The sequence below is a fragment of the Halomonas sp. JB37 genome, assembly GCF_002332255.1.
Taxonomy (GTDB): Bacteria; Pseudomonadota; Gammaproteobacteria; order Pseudomonadales; family Halomonadaceae; genus Vreelandella; species Vreelandella casei.
The window spans coordinates 1,545,600-1,563,695 of the sequence record NZ_NRGW01000001.1 but is presented as its reverse complement, the minus strand read 5'-3'; the positions used below and the strand labels follow the sequence as shown (position 1 = coordinate 1,563,695).

Annotated in this window: 18 protein-coding genes and 1 pseudogene; 16 read left to right on the top strand and 3 right to left on the bottom strand. The window is 52.6% G+C overall.

The window, feature by feature from the left end; translation table 11 throughout:
• Positions 1–7 precede the first annotated feature (7 nt).
• The 10 genes from CIK78_RS07275 to CIK78_RS07230 all read left to right on the top strand — a co-directional run bounded on the left by CIK78_RS07275 (position 8) and on the right by CIK78_RS07230 (position 8,338).
• The gene (locus CIK78_RS07275; protein WP_096278624.1) at positions 8–478 is read left to right on the top strand and encodes a tripartite tricarboxylate transporter TctB family protein; all 471 of its coding nucleotides are present in this window, start codon (positions 8–10) and stop codon (positions 476–478) included.
• Positions 478–1,992 (top strand): tripartite tricarboxylate transporter permease, encoded by a 1,515-nt coding sequence (locus CIK78_RS07270; protein ID WP_096278622.1) that lies wholly within the window; start codon positions 478–480, stop codon positions 1,990–1,992. The genes CIK78_RS07275 and CIK78_RS07270 overlap by 1 nt, the downstream gene beginning before the upstream one ends.
• Positions 1,989–2,684 (top strand): SDR family oxidoreductase, encoded by a 696-nt coding sequence (locus CIK78_RS07265; RefSeq protein ID WP_096278620.1) that lies wholly within the window; start codon positions 1,989–1,991, stop codon positions 2,682–2,684. The genes CIK78_RS07270 and CIK78_RS07265 overlap by 4 nt, the downstream gene beginning before the upstream one ends.
• Positions 2,685–2,708: 24 nt before the next feature.
• Positions 2,709–3,497 (top strand): SDR family oxidoreductase, encoded by a 789-nt coding sequence (locus CIK78_RS07260; RefSeq protein WP_096278618.1) that lies wholly within the window; start codon positions 2,709–2,711, stop codon positions 3,495–3,497.
• Between the two features lie 237 nt (positions 3,498–3,734).
• Entirely contained in the window at positions 3,735–4,265 is a 531-nt protein-coding gene (locus tag CIK78_RS07255) for an XRE family transcriptional regulator (RefSeq protein ID WP_096278616.1), read from the top strand.
• Positions 4,262–4,984 carry an AzlC family ABC transporter permease gene (locus CIK78_RS07250; protein WP_096278614.1) on the top strand — a complete coding sequence of 241 codons (723 nt, stop codon included), beginning with the start codon at positions 4,262–4,264 and terminating at the stop codon, positions 4,982–4,984. Before CIK78_RS07255 ends, CIK78_RS07250 begins: the two co-directional genes overlap by 4 nt.
• Positions 4,981–5,313 (top strand): AzlD domain-containing protein, encoded by a 333-nt coding sequence (locus tag CIK78_RS07245; RefSeq protein WP_096278612.1) that lies wholly within the window; start codon positions 4,981–4,983, stop codon positions 5,311–5,313. The genes CIK78_RS07250 and CIK78_RS07245 overlap by 4 nt, the downstream gene beginning before the upstream one ends.
• A gap of 66 nt (positions 5,314–5,379) precedes the next feature.
• The gene (locus CIK78_RS07240) at positions 5,380–6,360 is read left to right on the top strand and encodes an iron-siderophore ABC transporter substrate-binding protein (protein ID WP_255249094.1); all 981 of its coding nucleotides are present in this window, start codon (positions 5,380–5,382) and stop codon (positions 6,358–6,360) included.
• Positions 6,354–7,358, top strand: a complete 1,005-nt coding sequence (locus CIK78_RS07235; protein WP_096278609.1) for an iron ABC transporter permease — start codon at positions 6,354–6,356, stop codon at positions 7,356–7,358. Before CIK78_RS07240 ends, CIK78_RS07235 begins: the two co-directional genes overlap by 7 nt.
• Complete coding sequence (locus tag CIK78_RS07230) at positions 7,355–8,338, top strand: iron ABC transporter permease (protein WP_096278607.1); 984 nt, start codon at positions 7,355–7,357, stop codon at positions 8,336–8,338. Before CIK78_RS07235 ends, CIK78_RS07230 begins: the two co-directional genes overlap by 4 nt.
• Here CIK78_RS07230 and CIK78_RS07225 read toward each other — a convergent pair.
• Positions 8,335–10,476: a TonB-dependent receptor gene (locus CIK78_RS07225; protein WP_176483377.1), complete on the bottom strand. Its 2,142-nt coding sequence runs from the start codon at positions 10,474–10,476 to the stop codon at positions 8,335–8,337. The genes CIK78_RS07230 and CIK78_RS07225 overlap by 4 nt on opposite strands.
• 275 nt (positions 10,477–10,751) lie before the next feature.
• Here CIK78_RS07225 and CIK78_RS07220 point away from each other — a divergent pair, with 275 nt between their 5' ends.
• Both CIK78_RS07220 and CIK78_RS07215 read left to right on the top strand, forming a co-directional pair.
• A complete protein-coding gene (locus CIK78_RS07220) occupies positions 10,752–11,579 on the top strand; it encodes an ABC transporter ATP-binding protein (protein ID WP_255249093.1) in 828 nt (275 codons plus the stop codon).
• A gap of 627 nt (positions 11,580–12,206) precedes the next feature.
• Positions 12,207–12,563: a hypothetical protein gene (locus CIK78_RS07215; RefSeq protein WP_096278605.1), complete on the top strand. Its 357-nt coding sequence runs from the start codon at positions 12,207–12,209 to the stop codon at positions 12,561–12,563.
• Positions 12,564–12,575: 12 nt separating this feature from the next.
• Here the strand turns inward: CIK78_RS07215 and CIK78_RS07210 are convergent, their stop codons facing one another.
• A complete protein-coding gene (locus tag CIK78_RS07210; protein WP_141393030.1) occupies positions 12,576–13,271 on the bottom strand; it encodes a hypothetical protein in 696 nt (231 codons plus the stop codon).
• A gap of 94 nt (positions 13,272–13,365) precedes the next feature.
• The gene (locus CIK78_RS17760; RefSeq protein WP_141393029.1) at positions 13,366–13,614 is read right to left on the bottom strand and encodes a helix-turn-helix transcriptional regulator; all 249 of its coding nucleotides are present in this window, start codon (positions 13,612–13,614) and stop codon (positions 13,366–13,368) included.
• A gap of 358 nt (positions 13,615–13,972) precedes the next feature.
• On the opposite strand from CIK78_RS17760, the gene CIK78_RS07200 reads away from it, so the two are divergent.
• The 4 genes and pseudogenes from CIK78_RS07200 (at position 13,973) to CIK78_RS07185 (ending at position 17,563) form a co-directional block, all read left to right on the top strand.
• On the top strand, positions 13,973–14,641 hold the full coding sequence (locus CIK78_RS07200) for a hypothetical protein (protein ID WP_096278599.1): 669 nt from the start codon (positions 13,973–13,975) through the stop codon (positions 14,639–14,641).
• 375 nt (positions 14,642–15,016) lie between these two features.
• Entirely contained in the window at positions 15,017–15,352 is a 336-nt protein-coding gene (locus tag CIK78_RS07195) for a hypothetical protein (RefSeq protein WP_096278597.1), read from the top strand.
• A gap of 219 nt (positions 15,353–15,571) precedes the next feature.
• Positions 15,572–15,829 (top strand): major coat protein, encoded by a 258-nt coding sequence (locus tag CIK78_RS07190; protein ID WP_217990277.1) that lies wholly within the window; start codon positions 15,572–15,574, stop codon positions 15,827–15,829.
• Between the two features lie 163 nt (positions 15,830–15,992).
• Positions 15,993–17,563, top strand: a pseudogene (locus CIK78_RS07185) (IS3 family transposase).
• Positions 17,564–18,096 lie beyond the last annotated feature (533 nt).

Genomic DNA, 18,096 nt, shown 5'->3' with positions numbered 1-18,096 from the left:
GAAGACCATGCGTATTCACGATTTTATCCTGGGGCTTTTAACCGTTCTACTCGGCACTATTACCGTTTGGCTCTCAAAAGACTTTCCCTCTCTTCCGCGCCAGGACTATGGCGCGGGAACCTTCCCGACGCTGGTAGCGGTCTTATTAATAGCGATGGGCTTGATACTTTGTCTACGCGGTTGGATTCAAAAAGGGCCGTTAATTGTTTGGCAAGACGCTATTCCTATCGGCCATGTGCTGTTCTGTATCATGGCCGTGGTGGCAGCCGTGGCTGGCTACATACTCCTAACGCCGACTCTTGGCTTTCCCATTGTCTCACTCATCATGCTGACTGTGCTCATCGGCGTCTTCACTAAGGGAAGATGGTGGCTAGCGATTAGCGTGGCTACCGTGGCGACGCTCATCATTTGGCTAACCTTTGCCGAACTACTGCTCGTTCCACTGTCATTAGGCATCCTAGAAGAGGTGATCTACTAATGATGGAACTACAGCAATCATTAGCAATGGTATTTGATTGGCAGGTGCTGCTAGTGATTCTAGGGGCCTCAATCTTCGGGCTCTTCATTGGCGCGATCCCTGGACTGACCGCCACCATGGCAACAGCGTTGTTAGTCCCTCTCACATTTTTCATGGACCCTCTTCCCGCCATTGGTGCCATTGTGTCGGCCACTGCGATGGCGATTGTCGCAGGGGATATACCGGGCGCATTGCTTCGCATACCGGGAACCCCCGCATCAGCCGCGTATACTGACGAAGCGTATCTCATGGGTCGCCAGGGAAAAGTGGGTCAGGCGTTGGGCGTCAACTTGGCCTGCTCTGTCGTGGGCGGCGTCATTGGCGTTGCGATTCTGGCTTTTTTTGCGCCATTGGTTGCAGAATTTGCCATCCAATTCACCAGTGATGAGTATTTCTGGCTAGCCCTGCTGGGTCTTTCCTGTGCGGTACTCGTGTCAGGAACCGATCCTGTGAAAGGGGCAATCTCGATGCTGCTTGGCCTGCTGATTTCGATGGTGGGCATGAGTTCAGTGTCCGGGCAGATGCGGTTTATCTTTGGGGTGCCTGAACTGCTCAACGGCATTGCGATTTTACCTGTGTTAATTGGCTTATTCGCGATAGCGGAGCTGCTGCGGCGGCTGCCTGAAATTGGCACGATATCGCTGTCTAAGATGCCGCTTGTTAAGAAGCCTTTTGAAGGCGTCGGCGGGCTGCTGTGGAAATACAAAGGCGGGGTGGCGCGCAGCAGCCTCCTGGGCACGCTGATCGGTGCGCTGCCGGGAGCCGGTGCGGATATAGCATCGTGGATAAGCTATGCCTTGGCTCGCAAGCTCTCGCGCACACCGGAGAAATTCGGCACTGGACATCCAGAGGGCTTGGTATCCGCTAGCTCAGCCAATAACGCTGCGCTTTCAGGCGCCTATATACCGGCCCTTGTGTTCGGCATCCCCGGCGACACTATCACCGCCATCATTATCGGCGTACTGATGATGAAAGGCATTACCCCAGGGCCGGACGTATTCACCACCGATGCGGTGTTAGTTAACGCGATTTTTATTGTCTTTATTCTCGCCAATATTTTGCTGATCCCACTGGGTCTACTCGCCATACGAAGCGCGCGGCATATTTTGTCCGTACCTCACGGCGTGCTGTATCCCCTTATCTTGCTGTTCTGCATCGTCGGCGCCTATGCGGCTAATAACAGCATGCTCGATATCTGGATTATGCTGATTTTAGGCTTATTTGCTTATGTCATGGTCGAGCACAACTTCCCTATCGGGCCAATGATTCTTGCGGTCATTTTAGGGCCTGTGGTTGAAGGCAATTTCCTGCGCTCTATGATCAAAGCAAACGGTGATCTGCTGATGCTATTTGACCGCCCGATTGCGGCCACGCTAGGCACCCTTGCCGTGCTGGTTTGGGTCGCGATTATTGCGTCTGCGCTCATGTCAGCCGCTCGCAGCCGGCCCAACGTAGCTAACAAGGAAAACACATGAAAACCGTGGTCGTAATTGGAGGCAGCAGCGGCATTGGCCGGGCAATCGCCTCCGCCTTTGCAGAACAGGCCAGCGTTCATATAACGGGCGTTGAGGCGTCAGACAACGGCGTCACTGATTTCGGCGCCCTTCAATATCAGCTTGATGTTCGCAATGACGATGCCGTGACGACGTTCTTTGCTCAATTCACTCGCATTGATGTGCTGGTTAACTGTGCGGGCGTCATCCTACGCGGTGGTAAGGAATTTACGCCTCAAGGTTTCGCCGATGTCGTGGATATTAATCTAAACGGGACCCAGCGTTGCTGTCAGGCGGCCTTTGAAGCGCTTAAGAACGCAGGTGGCTGTATTGTCAATACGGCGTCGATGCTGTCATTTTTTGGCAGCGGATTTGTTCCCGCCTACTCCGCATCTAAAGGAGGCATCGCCCAGCTGACGCGCTCACTGGCGATTGCTTGGGCGCCCGAAGGTATCCGTGTCAATGCGCTAGCACCCGGCTGGATAGCGACAGAATTAACGTCAGCGTTAGTTCAAGACAAAGAGCGTTCGGCGGAGCTTATAGACCGGACGCCTATGGGTCGCTGGGGAGCACCCGATGATTTGATAGGGCCCGCCTTGTTTCTGGCATCACCCGGAGCAAAATTTGTGACCGGCGTCATTCTGCCGGTGGACGGTGGCTACGCCGCTCGTTAAACAATCTTTATCAGGAGAGCCACGATGGAATTAGGAATTAAAGGTCGCTGGGCAGTGGTTTGTGCCGCGAGCAAGGGTCTGGGTAAAGGGTGCGCCATGGCACTTGCCCAAGAGGGAGTGAATCTGGTCATCAATGCCCGCAATAGCGAAACCTTGGCGACCACGGCACAACAGTTAAAAGCGCTGAACCCGAGTATAGACGTCGTCACCGTTGCTGGCGACATTGGTGATGCGCAGGTGCGTGCGGCGATGTTAGCGGCCTGCCCCCAGGTCGATATCCTTATCAATAATAATGGCGGGCCGCCGCCGGGCGATTTTCGTGATTGGAGCCGGTCGGACTGGCTCAAGGCATTAGAAGCCAACATGATCACACCCATCGAGCTTATCAAAGCCACCGTTGATGGCATGTCGGAACGCGGCTTTGGGCGCGTGGTGAATATTACCTCCGGTGCCGTAAAAGCCCCGATCGAAGTACTTGGGCTGTCTAATGGCGCTCGCAGTGGGCTGACGGGGTTTATTGCAGGATTATCGCGTCAGCCTCAATTGGTGAGTCGCAACGTCACCATCAATAATCTTTTGCCTGGCCCGTTTGAGACAGAACGCCTTGAAAGCGCCTTAGCATCTGAAGCCAACATTTCTGGCCACAGCCTGAAAGACGTGACTGAAAAGCGTCTAAGCGGTGTGCCTGCCGGTCGGTTTGGCACGGCAGAAGAGTTTGGCGCATTTTGCGCATTTATTTGCAGCCAGCATGCCGGCTACATGACGGGGCAAAACTTCTTGCTGGATGGCGGTAGCTACCCCGGCACTTTTTAACGTTTGCTCTTCCTCCTCGCTTGCACTCCTTGCCCCTCACAGTTGCCTGTTTCTCGGATGAAAATTCGAAAGCAGGCAGCTGCCTATCAATGATACTCGCCATTATCTATACACCAGGCCTGCCCAGATCTGGCACACGATTACCGCACTGGCTCTCCTGACCGGCGCACTAATCGTTGACAGGCTACCGTTCTTTATATAGAACGTTCTATATAAAGAACAGCTGGGCGGTACGTCATGGATAAGCTTTCACTCAGTACCCTAGGTCAACACCTGCAGACGCTGCGCATGGAGCGGGGCTGGTCGCTTTCGCAGCTGGCCAATGACGCGGGCATCGCTAAATCTAACCTGTGCCGCCTTGAGCAGGGTAACGGCAACCCCACGCTGGATACTATCTGGCGGCTGGCGGTACAGCTCAATGTCCCCTTCGGCACTCTGGTAGCCCCGATTACCGTGCCGCTAGGCGAGGATGGCGTTCAGGTGCGCCTGATTGATCAAGGCAAAGGCATCCCGCAAGTGGATGCTTACTGGATGCGCTGTGCGCCCCATACGCTTCGCCAAGCCGAACCTCATACGCCGGGCACCCGAGAGTCGCTAACGCTGATTAGCGGCTGCCTGGAAGCGGGGCCAGACGGGTCGACGATAGCGCTTACCCCAGGACAGACGGTGACATTCTCCGCCGACCAGCCGCACCTTTATCGCACCCAGGCCGTGGAGGCCACTTTAATAATGACCATCACCTATGGTGAAAAAGGCAATACGCCATGAGCCAGCCTGCTCGTCACACACCTATTCGCTCAACCGTAAAAGGTGTCCGGGAAGCCATTCCGTTGCTGGGAGGCTATATACCGGTCTCACTCTCCTTTGGCCTGGTGGCGACGCAAGCAGGCTTTAGCACCTGGGAAGCCGCCGCGATTTCAGCGCTTGTTTACGCCGGTGCATCGCAGTTTCTATTTGTAGGCATGGTGGCGGCGGGTTCACCGCTATGGCTAGTGGTGGCAATGACCCTGCTCATCAACGTACGCCATGTCGTTTACGGTCCTAATTTAGCGTCATGGCTGCCACCCAGCCGCCACTGGCCTTGGTTAATGCATGGTTTAACCGACCAGGTCTTTGCCCTCGCCCTGACTCGGCTGCCTCAGCTGTCTGCGCCCGAGCGTTTTAGCTGGTTTATGGGGGCCTCTTTGCTGGCATGGGGAGTGTGGATAGTGGGCACGGTAGTAGGCGCCACCGCAGGAGAAACGTTAACCGCACGCTGGCCGCTGCTTGGCGAGGTTATGCCGTTTGCTCTGCCCGCACTATTTCTGACCATGGTGGCGCCGCGCTTCACCGATAAGCGCTGGGCACTGGCGATGGGCTGCACCATTCTTTCAGCACTGTTATTCACGCTTTATGGCTGGAGCAATGTGGCTATTCCGCTGGCCGCTGCCTGCGGCGCGCTGTGTTTCTATATCGTGAAGTTCCAGGCGGGAGGACGCACGCTATGAGCACCGAGCTATGGATCGCCGTTATAGCGTGCGCCATCGGCACGCTGTTAATGCGCGTCGTCCCTTTCCTATGGATGCAGCGCCGCCTCAATAGCGATACCGGCATCAATAATATGCCTCAGTGGCTGGGTATTCTCGGCCCACTGATGATTGCCGCTGTACTGGGCGTTTCGATTATGCCGGTTAATCCCAGTGCTATTGCCTGGATCGCAACGGCCATTGGGCTTTCCGTCACGCTGGCAGTATGGTCGCGGCTACGCTCATTAGGCTGGCCCGTGGCCGCTGGGGTGGCCGTTTTTGGCCTAGTGCAAATAGCCGCTCACATTTGATAATGCGTTGCATTGACTTTTGCTGCATGACATCATCGCGGCTCTCTAATTTCCGCCGGTCTGAAAGTGATCTTCAACCTGAACGCTCACCGCCATTACCGCAAAATGTTACGGTGCGTGCTACTGGCGGCCTGTGCAACGCTGGCTTACGCCATTGCCGAGGCTAGCGAAGAGCAGCCCACTACGCCAGCCCGCATCGTCACGCTGTATCAGGGCGCGACCGATAGCGCCGTCGCCCTAGGTATTACGCCCATTGGTGTGGTCGATTCCTGGCTAGAAAAACCCATGTATCACTACCTGCGTGACGCGCTTACTAACGTAGAGCACGTAGGCTTAGAAACTCAGCCCAACCTAGAAAAAATTGCCTGGCTCGCGCCTGATTTAGTGGTTGCCAGCGATTTTCGTCATGCCCGCGTAGCGCCGCTATTGAGCGCTATCGCCACCACGGTGACGGCGCCTAACGTGTTCGGCTTCAGAACAACGCTTACCATGATCGCCAATGCCACCGGGCGAGAGGCACAGGCAAGCGAGCTACTGCAACGCTGGGACGCTCGGGTTGCTGATTTTCGCCAGCAGATAGCCGCCCAAATGGGCAATGAATGGCCGCAAAAGGTTGCCGTCATTCGCTTCAAGAGCGACCACGTTCGCATTTATACCAGTGGTTTTGCGGGCTCCATTTTAGATGAACTGGGCTTTGAGCAACCCGATACCCTACAAACCCAGGGCTGGGGTATGAAGCTTTCCAGCACTGAAAATATTCCGGCACTGGATGCCGACGTCATCTTTGTACTGCTAGAGCCAGACGATGCCGCCATTGCTAATAATTACCGCCACTGGTCTTCTCACCCGTTATGGCAACAATTAAGCGCCGTTCAAAACCAGCGCGTGTATGAAGCCGAACCCGTGAGCTGGATGATGGGCGGCGGCATACTGGCCGCAAATGCCATGCTAGATGAACTCTATAGCCATTATGGGTTGACGCAACCGCTGCCCCGCCAAGCCTGCCGCGCTCTTGCCGCCACTAGCGTGGAGCAAACGACATGCTGAACAGCCGCACTGCAAAAAGCCTGGGGCTTTTACTAGCAGCCTTGACGGCACTTGCGGCCTTTTTCGCTAGCGTTATGCTCGGCACCACCGACATTCCGCTGGCATCATTAGCGGCCGCAGTTCATCACTATGACCCCACCCAAATCGATCACATCATTTTATTCACCGAGCGCTTACCCCGCGCGGTGATTGCCACGCTGGTCGGCGCCAGCTTAGCTATTGCCGGGGCGCTCATGCAGACCATGACACGCAACCCGCTGGCATCACCGGGGATTTTGGGGATCAACGCAGGTGCAATGTTTTTTGTGGTGGTCGCGGTTTCCTTCCTACCGCTGCGTACACCCGCTGACTATGTGTGGGCCGCACTGCTAGGCGCGCTTGTCGCCGCGGCGCTCGTGGTCATTCTCAGCAGAGGCCGTCACGGCGAGCTTTCGCCTCTTCGCGTTGTGTTAGCGGGCGTTGCCGTCACCGCTATGTTTGTCTCGTTCAGCCAAGGGCTGCTGGTGATGGATCAGCAAAGTTTTGAAAGCGTCCTTTACTGGCTGGCGGGGTCGGTGTCAGGGCGCGACCTTTCGCTAGTCACGCCGCTATTGCCTCTTTTCGGCGCTGCAATGCTGCTGAGCGCGCTGTTAGTGCGCCACGCAAACGCATTAATGCTAGGCGACGACATGGTTACGGCACTGGGCATGCAGGCAACCACGATCAAACTGCTGTTAGGGCTTATCGTGATTGTATTGGCAGGCAGCTCTGTTGCATTAGCAGGCATGATTGGTTTTGTGGGCCTGATCGTACCCCACATGGCGCGAGGCATCTTTGGTATTGACCATCGCTGGCTGTTGCCCAGCTGCGCGTTACTCGGCGCTTGCTTGCTGCTGCTGGCCGACGTGGCTTCACGGTTTTTAATGCCGCCGCAAGAAGTGCCGGTGGGTGTGATGACGGCCCTCATTGGCACGCCCTTCTTTATTTATTTGGCGCGACGCAAGATGACTAGCCAATGACTAAATCCACCGTGCTTTTGCTAAGCCTGTTACTAGCGGCTAGCGCCGGTCTTTCGCTATGCTTAGGTAGCTTTCCAACGCCGCCGCTCGAGGTACTGGGCGCCCTGACCGCGCCGCAAAATAGCGACATTACCTTTATCATTTGGGAATTGAGGCTGCCTCGCATTGCGCTGGCAATACTCGTTGGTGCTGCCCTGGCGATGGCGGGAGCTATTCTGCAAAGCATTGTGCGCAACCCGCTGGCGTCTCCGGATGTGATTGGCATTACCAGCGGCGCGGCGTTAGCGGCAGTGCTTTTTTTAGCGTTACTGAGTACCCATTTTAGTCTTCACTGGCTGCCTTTCGCGGCCATGCTAGGCGCACTGATATCAGCGCTGCTGGTGATTAGCCTCAGTTGGAAAAACGGCATCAACCCATCACGCTTGGTGCTGGTCGGTATCGGCCTTGCAGCAGCCACTGGCGCAGGTACCACGCTGTTGATTGTTATCAGCGATGACGCCGCCGCCATGACCGCCTACGTATGGCTAACCGGCAGCCTGTATGCCGCGCAATGGAAGGATGTAGAAGGAATATTGCCGTGGCTATTGGTGCCTGTGCCCATCTGCTTGGCCTTTGCGCGTCATGCGGATGCCATGGCATTGGGGGACAGCGTTGCCGAAGGGCTAGGAGTGCCGATTTTGCGCAGTCGGATGATATTACTCGCCTGTAGCGTAGCGCTAGCCGGTGCCGCGGTGGCCTTCGCCGGTGGCTTAAGCTTTGTGGGCCTGATTGCGCCCCACCTAGCGGCTAGGCTGGTGGGGCGTAATATGGCACGGCTAGTGCCCGCCTCTGCGCTGGTCGGCGCGCTGATCGTACTGTACGCCGACTTGCTTGGCAGAGTGGCCTTCTTACCGAAAGACCTGCCTGCGGGTATTTTCGTAGCAGGCATCGGCGCGCCCTTCTTTGTCTATCTACTGCATAGAACGCGCCGACAGCGTTAGAAATCCAAACGATAGCCGAAGGTAACGGTTCTGCCACGCCCTGCAAAATAACGCTCGTCGTTAACCAGCGCGCTTTGCGAATAGTAGGTGACGTACTGCTCGTCTAACAGGTTGGCAACGCCCACGCTGACCTGCCCGACCGGCAGTTTATATCCCAGCGCCGCATCCATTAACAGATAGCCATCAAACTCACGATCTTCCTCGTCAAAGGTTTCATCAAAGGCATAGTTTGCCTGTACAAACGTCGAGAGTTCATCCGTCCAATTCGCTGACCAGCTGGCGACCAGGCGATCCGGCGACACATCAAGCCCTGACAGTTGGGAATCTAGGCTACCGTCCTCATTACTGTCAAAACGCCCTTCCATACGTGAGTAGGCCACGCGGCCGGAATGCTGCTCGGTAAATTGATAATCCACCGAGGCTTCCAGCCCTTTAATCTCGGTTTCCTCGCGGCTCAAAAAGAAGACATCATCGATTTCCGTCAGGCGGCTGCCGAACTCAGAGGACGATTCGTAATAGCTTAGCTCAGCCGCTAAGCGCCCGTTCTCAAAACGTACGCCGGTCTCAACATTATCGGTGACGATGGGGCGAAGGTTATCAATGCTATTGACCGACTGTCCGGGTGTCGAAATACCACGCAGTGCACGCCCTACATCTGGGATCACAAACCCTTCGGAGTAGTTGGCGAAGAGGCTCCAGTTATCAACGGGTTTCCACACAACCCCGGCGTTATACAGCGTTTCATTGAAGCTGGGGGCACCACCTTCGACCTCAACGCCATTGTTAGCCGCAACGGTCTGGTAGCCACCGATATCTAGCTTGGCATATTCATAACGGGCGCCAGCGGATAAAAGCAGCGAATCGATGGGCCTAAACTCGGCTTGAATGAAAGGCGAAAGATCGGTGTACTCTGTCGACGGCACATAGGTACGGTCAGATTGATACAGGTACTGCTCCGTTTCATCAAACAGTGTATCAAAGCCGCCGGTCAGCGTGAGCCGGTCGCTAAATAGATCATCCTTAGTCAGCGATACTTTGGTACCAAATTTGCTAGTCGTCGCCAACGTTTGATCATAAAAACTACCCACTGGCGCAATAGCAGGGTCTTGGAAGGTCCCGGAGTTGGTCGCGCCAAACAGTGCCTCATAGTCCTGGTAGAACACCTGAGCACTTAAGCGCATCCCAGCGAGATCGTAGTTATCGTAACTCAGCCCCGTCGTCCACACGCGGTTATAAGGCACATCGCCCTCTGGGGTTCCACGCTCAGAGGTGGTCACCACACCGTTGGCACGATCCCCCGTCACGCTGACGTAATTATTTTGCCCTTCAATATCAAAGTGATTCAGGGTCAATTGCAGGCGCTGATTATCATCGATCCAGTAGGCCACCTTGCCCAAAAAGTCATAGGAGCGAGAGTCCATCAGATCGCCCTGCGTGTTATCGACGCCGACAGCATCACCGCTACCGTCGAGGAAAAGCCCCTGCCTCTCGACGCTCGCCGAGAAGAGATAATCGATATCGCCGGTATTACCACTCACGCCATAATTCGTTTCATAGCTCAGCGTGTCGCTATCCAGCTCGCTGGTAGGGGTTGTCACCCTAATTTCTGCATGCTGGTTGTAAGAGCCTGGCTCCGGGCGCTTGGTAATCAGGTTAATCACGCCGCCAGCCGCCCCAACGCCATTGGTGGCGTTGGCACCTTGAATGACCTCAATTTGCTCAACCATGGAAAAATCGATGGTATGTGCTTCACGCCCTGTGGGACGTAGCGGATTAGACTGGGGAATACCGTCAATCAAAATCAGCGGGGTGCGTCCGCGTAGCGTCTCGCCGCTGCCACTCATCTTCTGGCGGCTAGGCGAATATGACGGCAGCAGGTTGCTTAATACTTGCGATGAATCGCTGGAAATCTGCAGCTGCTGGTCGATTTCCTCTTTAGTGATAATGCGCACCGTTTGGGGAGAATCGTCTTTCGTGGCATTAGTCCGTGAGGCGGTCACGACCATTGTTTGATCGGCGTCACCACGGCTACGTTGTGAATCTGATACAGCCGTATTCTGCGCGTGGGCCTGACTCATAGCCACCAAACCAGCGAGTGTTACCGTTGGCCAAAACACTGGACGATTCTTAATGCGCATGTTCTTTTTATACCTTTGGAGTGAACGATCGAGAGAAAGCGTAATACATATACAAATGATAATGATTGTATTATGCATATAAACGTATTCAGGTCTACCAAACCTGAACGCACCGTTCACTTTTTTGCAATCATCTTGCTTGCGTTTATGATTCGCTACTCTGTAGACGATGGCACTACCTAGTAAGCATCCACTAACGTAAAGTGTTAAATATTGAAAATGAGAATGTTTTACCTTACGGTGCTGCCTGCCTAGGCCATGCAATGAGCCCACCTGTGACCGACCTTTCAGACCAACAGCCCCGATTAACCGGCAAAGCCTTATCGGCTGGCTACGAGACTCGCCCCGTATTAAAAGGCGTGGATATCGCCATAGCGCAAGGCAAGTTAACGGTGCTTTTAGGGCCTAATGGCAGTGGCAAATCGACGCTTTTAAAAACGCTTGCACGAACGCTTAAGCCCAGCGCCGGCCACGTGTATTTAGATGGTAAGGACATTCACCACAGCAATACGCGAGACGTAGCGAAACGGCTTGGCATACTTCCCCAAGGGCCCATCGCCCCTGAAGGGCTAACCGTTAAACAGTTGGTTGGTATGGGGCGTTTTCCCCATCAGACGCTGTGGCGCCAGAACACTAAGCAGGATGCCGAAGCCATTCGCGAGGCAATGGCTTACACCAACGTTACCGAGTTCGCCGACCGCAACGTGGATGCGCTTTCTGGTGGGCAGCGCCAACGCTGCTGGATTGCCATGGTGCTAGCGCAGAAAACCGATTTAATTCTGCTCGATGAACCCACCACCTTTCTTGATTTAAAGGTGCAGGTCGATCTTCTAGAGCTACTATCTCGCCTCGCCCACGAACATGGTCGCACTCTGTTATTAGTGCTTCACGACCTAAACCTGGCCGCTGCCTACGCCGACCATCTAGTCATGATGTGTGATGGCCGCATAGTCACCAGCGGCCCGCCCAGCGAGATCTTTACCGCCGCAAACCTAAAGCGCGTATTTGACCTAGAGGCACGCGTGCTCCACGACCCCGAAAGTGGCAGCCCAGTGTGCGTACCGCGCAAGCAACCTGCCAGCGGTCTTGCGCCAATCCAATAGTAGATAGCTGACTATTTGAGCGCCATTGGTGCCTGTTAATAAACAGCCAAGAGTGTTGAAACAGAGGAATCAGCGAGAGGTCTTAAGCGTTGACAGCCCAAGCGGCCCTGCTGTTAGCAGTTACTGAAAAGGGGATGCGGCTGCTGCTAATAATGAGCGGTAAAGCACAGGACGTAAGATGAGCAGCTATTTGAAATAGACAAGTATAGAAATGGTGGGCCCAGTCCGACTTGAACGGACGACCAAGGGATTATGAGAGCGTCTTGAAGCGTCACACAATGGCATAGCCCATCATAAACCAATGAATTTAAGAAGACTTTAATGCGCAGCACAGCAGGCTAGCGCACATTTCAGTTGACTCTTTGTTGACGTGACCAGCTTACTGGTTATAAACACGAGCCTGAAAAAGCCGTAGGAGTATAGAATTTAAAAAAAGCGACCTACGGCAATCAAAAATATTGATTTAGCTTAATAAACCATATTTCTGCAGGCATTTTTAGCTAAGCAATTAGCTTGCAACATTTCATTTTTCTGGTTATTGAACTTTCCGTAAAAATATTCTATTTTGGGGCTAGATTAATCATAAGCAGATAAAAATATATCACTTAAATTCGAAGAGATAATCTCATGAAGAGCATATCAAGAAAAGAAGGCATCAACGTCCCCAATGACATACTTGAGTATCGTTTAGAAAGAATTTGCTCGCATATCCACAAAAAGTGCAATGACAATTCCAGAGAAGCCTATAGCTTATCTAAACCACAACTAGCAGAAAAGCTTAAAAACATCTCCATTCCATTCTATCCATCAATTTCATTTAAAATGATAAGCGGCATAAATGAAGAGCGAGCTGGTGAGATTTATCTTCATCTCAAAAAAGCATTCATGCAACTATCACAACCTATAAGCACGATAGAAAAAAACATTAAAGAAATAGAATCAAACTTATCAAAAGCAATTGTAAAAACATCTGCCACAAAATGACTTATTTGGGGATCACACCTCATTTTCACTACCATAATAATCTTGACCTGCATTTTTCTCATTTCTCCAGTAAAAGATCTTCTCTTCTATACTTTTGCGATCATAAAACCTTAACTCGCCCCAATCACTTTCCATCCAGCTGTTGAAAATTTGCACTTGAAGTTTTTGAGCTACTTCATGAGTAGACATATTTATATCATACAACTCTTCATCTTCTGCGTATGGATCAACCCATTCTTCAGAATTCAATCCATTAGGCAAATTTGTTAATCTCCACCATCCTCGGTAGCTATCTGGTGTTTTTTTTAAACAATCAACTTGGTATTCCTCTTCATCTTCAATTGTCCAAGTGTCACGCTTCATCATATCTTCACGATAATTATCTCTTTCTAAAAAAAAAGACTTATGTTCTTTATAATTCTCTTTTGACTGATCATAAAAATCGCATTTAACAGATGTTTCATCCCAACGCATAAACGTGCGCACTACTGATTCTTTTGTTTTTCCAAAGACCCACTCATAACCATTCAAAAAAGTCTGATCACAATTTAAATCAACACCTTCTACTGCATATTTAAATAGTTCTTTATTTTTTTCCCAAAAATCCTCAAGTTCGCTTAGCGTTTTTAGCTTCACAAACATTGTTCCATTAACGCTCAACTCAAGTTCCGCCAGCTCTATATTTACTGGCAATTTCTCATTATTCACTCTCACCTTGCGCCCCCTATTAACTATCTAAAAAACACGAATGTAATTTACACAATATTGTTGAATATTATTTCAAACAACCTTTTTCAACTTTTTATATCGTATCTTGCATCGGTTCTTTCTGAGCACAATCCCAGTCTGCACTTCCAGTCATTAACCATAATGAATATTCAGGCCACTGAAGGCATATTGCTTCCAACAATTCACCTTTTGGTGTTCTGCCTGTCTGCTCCACACCTTCTATCGTTTTTTTAGATATTCCAATAAGTTGCGAAAACTCAGCACGACCTGAAGTTTCAGCTTCTCTAATTAAACGAATTCTTTTTGCTAAATCGCTTGCCATATACTCGCCAAAGAGTCTACTCTTGAAAGGTGACCTCTTTAGAGAGTACACCATGCACTTAAGTTTCTCATCCCCGAATTGTCCAGTTCAGTTGACAATTAGTTGATAAACAAACCTTAACACAACATGCCACAGTGAGTAGATATAGCATGGAAACGAGCAACACGCCCCACGTCCCCGCACCTCAGGTGCCGATCATGACGATAGAGCGATTCTCTGAGCTCACAGGCCTCACACCCGACACCATTCGGGGCCAGTTAAACCAGGGAAACCTCCCCCTTATAAAAGTGGGTCGTCGTCGCCTCGTTAATGTAGCGCTCTTCACGATTGAGTGCCTGCAATCGGAGGACTGGCACTAATGACCGCCCTAGCCCCCGTTACCACGCTCAATACGCCCTGCACGCTGCTGGCGTCCGATGGCCTTACCCTTGCTACTCAAAAGCTCTTATTCGGCGGTGAAAGCACCTCTGGTGGCGTGATATTGCATCACCACATCGTTACCGCTGGTGGCTTCTTCTTCATCAACGTACCCGCCGCGCACATGCTCGCCCTCGACCTGGACGACAGCATCATTATGCGCATGTCCGATATTGACCACGGCGAGCGTTACAGCATCGTTTTTAAGCACTACCAGCACGCACTCGACTACCTCACCAAGCACTACGGCCTTGCCCAGGCCACCGACCGCGCCCCATCACCTGCCGATGCTTCCCCTTGCCCCTCGGTGATTGTGGTACCGGCGCACCTATCCACACCCCCACGGCTAACGCGTCGACCATTATCCACAACGGCCTTTAGCCCTTTCGGAGTTATCCACATGAGTAAAAAACAGCCCATTCGCGTGTTTCTCAATCAAGAGATTCACAGCCGGTACTTAATCCAGGCAGGCACCAACGGCCTGACCCCCTCCGCTTTAGGCGAACACCTGATTCAGTACGGCATTACCCAGCTTGAACGCGGCGATAAAGCACCGCTGAAAGCCCCTGATGGTGATGTGTCTGCCGCTCCCACCACCACAGAGGTCTGATCAATGTCCCCTGCCCGTCATCCGTCGCCCTTCGGTCGTGCGGCGACCTTAGCCTGCACCGGCACGGCTGTCACACCCGAGGCACGAGCGGTTGACAGCCGTGCCGGGGTGGGCTGCCGTGCGACAAGACAGAAGGGCCACGGAGGGCGGGCCGGGGACACCCCCTGCCTCGATTCCCGAGCTCTGAGGGAGCGGGGCCAGCGGTGCCTCCACGGCAGGGATTATGCACGGGCCGCGACCTACTACGCCCAGGCTGAATACCTGGCGCTAGTAATGAACGGCATTACACCTGAAACCACTGAGCTAGCCATTCTCGCGGACTACTGCTTAACCCACACCGCCAGAACTCAACGCTAACGAAAAGGAAACATAACCATGATCAACACCATTCAAGCCCACGTTATCGGCGCATCACGTTACAAAATGGATAACGGCGTCCAGGGCGCCAAAATTTCTATCATGCAGGCAGCTTCTGCCGAGAACGAGAACGCTCTCGGCAATCAAGTCAGCGTCATGACGGCGCCTTATGAAATTTTTGACCAACTCCACGCCGCTGCCCCGCACATGCCATGCGCCATGGAGCTGGAAATTGAACTCCGCACCTCTTCCGCTGCGGCCGGTGGCAAAACCGTGCTTCACGTCCTCGCCGCCCGTAAACCCAACGCCACCGGCAGCCCGCAACAACCGGCTCCCCAAAGCGATAAAAAATAGGATTCTGAGCCATGGACACAACTGAGCTTTCCGGTCTGTGGCTCCTGGTTTATTGCGTCGGTCTCGTCCTCGCCTTCGGGATCGGTGCAATAAGTGGGGGCCAACGATGAACGAAGTAAGCCTAACGTTTGTGGTTGGTTCCCTTTTCACGACCTACGCCCTTGGTTGGGCCTTCGGACACATCGTCGTTATCACTAAGAAATTTATGGAGTCAGTCTAATGACCATGAAAACACTTTTTCAAAACGCAAAAACCGCCGTTCAGTCCACGCAAGCCAAAGTAGCGGGCGGTACTGCCCTACTCATGGGATCGGCAGCCGTCCACGCACAGGAAGCCTCCGGTGCCGCTGCGGCATTCGATGAGGTCTCCGCCTCAGGTGCTGAAATGGCGGGGTATGCCTGGCCTGTCGTTGCATCCATCACCGCCGCGCTAATCGGCATCAAACTCTTTAAGAAGTTTGCTAACCGCGCCTCTTAATACCGCTTTACCAGGGATCATTTCGGGGCGGAAACGCCCCTTCTAAATTTCTTATGGACTTAATTCCAAAGGCATTACTTGTGAATAACCCCCTCTGTCAGCCTAGTTGTCCGGTTGGCGATATCGCCTAAATCTAATCCAGAGGGAGCGGCATGGAGTCCTTGTGCCACGTTATTCCGCAGAGCGTAAATCAGCCGTCCTGAAGAAGTTGTTACCACCCCATAATCACAGTGTGGCATCGGTAGCGACAGAGGAAGGCATCTCTGACGCGACGCTGTATAGTTGGTTAAAACAGTGTCGAGTAAAAGGAGTGCCTGTGCCGGGTTACACCCCAGGCGACAGTGAATGGTCGCCCGACGCCAAGCTAGCCGTGGTCATCGAAACCGCCACCCTGTCAGAGGCAGAGCTTGGCGCTTACTGTCGCGAAAAAGGCCTTTATCCCGAGCAAATTCAGCAGTGGAAAGCGGCTTGCCTCGAAGGCGCTGGTCGGCAAGAAGACCAGGAAAAAGCGGCGCAAAAGCAGCGTAAAGAAGACCGTAAGACCATCAAGCAACTCAAAGCGGAAGTGCGGCGCAAAGACAAGGTAGTGGCTGAGACGACGTCGTTACTGGTGCTCTCAAAAAAGCTCGAAGCCTTGTACAGCGAAGATCCCGACAGCGGCGAGGACGACTAACGCCGCTCGACGAACGTGCAAGGCTCATCGCGCTATTTGACGAAGCGGTTGTGGATGGCGCGTCTCGTTATAAAGCCGCTGAGATTATCAACGTGAATGAACGCACACTGAAACGTTGGCGATCTGAGTGTGGCGCTGTTGTTGAGGATCAGCGTCATCACGTGGTGCAAGGCAGGCAGCCGCATCAGCTAACGCATGAGGAAGAGCAAGCCATTTTGAACACGTGTCATCGTCCCGAGTATCAGAGCTTGCCGCCGTCTCAAATCGTGCCTTTGCTGGCAGACAACGGCGTCTATCTGGCCTCCGAATCGTCGTTTTACCGGGTTTTGAAAAAGCATCACCAGCAGCACCCTCGTGGCCGTATGAAACCACGCCGTCCAGTGCCCGCGCCGACCAGTTTTACGGCAACAGGGCCAAACCAGGTCTGGAGTTGGGACATTAGCTTCTGCGCCTCCGTTGTGCGAGGCCAGCACTGGTATCTCTACCTGATCATGGATATCTACAGCCGCAAAATCATCGCCTGGGAAGTTCACGACACCGAATCGGGCGAGCTGGCTAAACAATTACTGGAACGCGCTTTGCTGCGAGAAGGTTGCTGGCATCAACCACCGGTACTGCACTCAGATAACGGGGCGCCGATGACGTCCTATACGCTCAAAGCGAGGTTAACCGAACTGGGGATGTTGATGTCTTACAGTCGCCCGAGAGTAAGCAACGACAACCCTTACTCGGAATCGCTGTTCCGTACCGTCAAATACTGCCCAGCATGGCCCACCAAGGGCTTTACATCGCTGAGCGCGGTACGAGAATGGATGTTGGTGTTCGAGCGGGCTTACAACGAACAGCACCTTCACAGTGGCATCCAATATGTCACGCCAGCTGACCGGCATCGTGGCGTTGATCGAAAACGCCTTGAACGTCGTAAAGCGGTTTATGAAAGCGCTAAGCGTCGCTATCCGAAACGCTGGTCGGGCAGCACCCGAAACTGGGAGGTCACTGGTTCAGTGTCGCTTAACCCAGGGAAAGTGCAGGAAATCGAGCGTAATAAAAAGGCTGCTTAAGTGCAGCCATTTGGACAACTGGGTTGAAAATCACCGATAAATCCACAGCCCTACTCTTTCTCCTTTTTGTGTCGTCATCTGCACATGCCTCTGGTAGCTTTGTACATGCATTCACTCAGAAATTTACGACTTCAACAACAAGCCTCGAATTAAATCCTAATTTCAATAATAATTCAGAAAAAGAAACAAGATATATAGTTCCTGACATTAATAACATTTGCTCATCTCAACATTCTGAACTTTATGAATCTCATTTCTCTCGTTATGTTCCAGGTCAATATAACCCTCCAACTGCTAAAATTAGGATTAAGGATTGGGATTGTGAGTGGTTAAATGGTGATCCTTCTGGCGCAAGTCGCAATGGCACTTATTATTATTCTGGCAATATAGAAGTTTATCAATGCGACACTTTCTTAGCTTATAACGGGCGCTCTGCCTTTTACCCTATAGTTAATGCGGATGATCCAGCACTTTGTCTTGAGCCCGAAGAGCCTAATGAGCCCGTTCTTGAGTGCTCTGAACGCTCCGAGCTG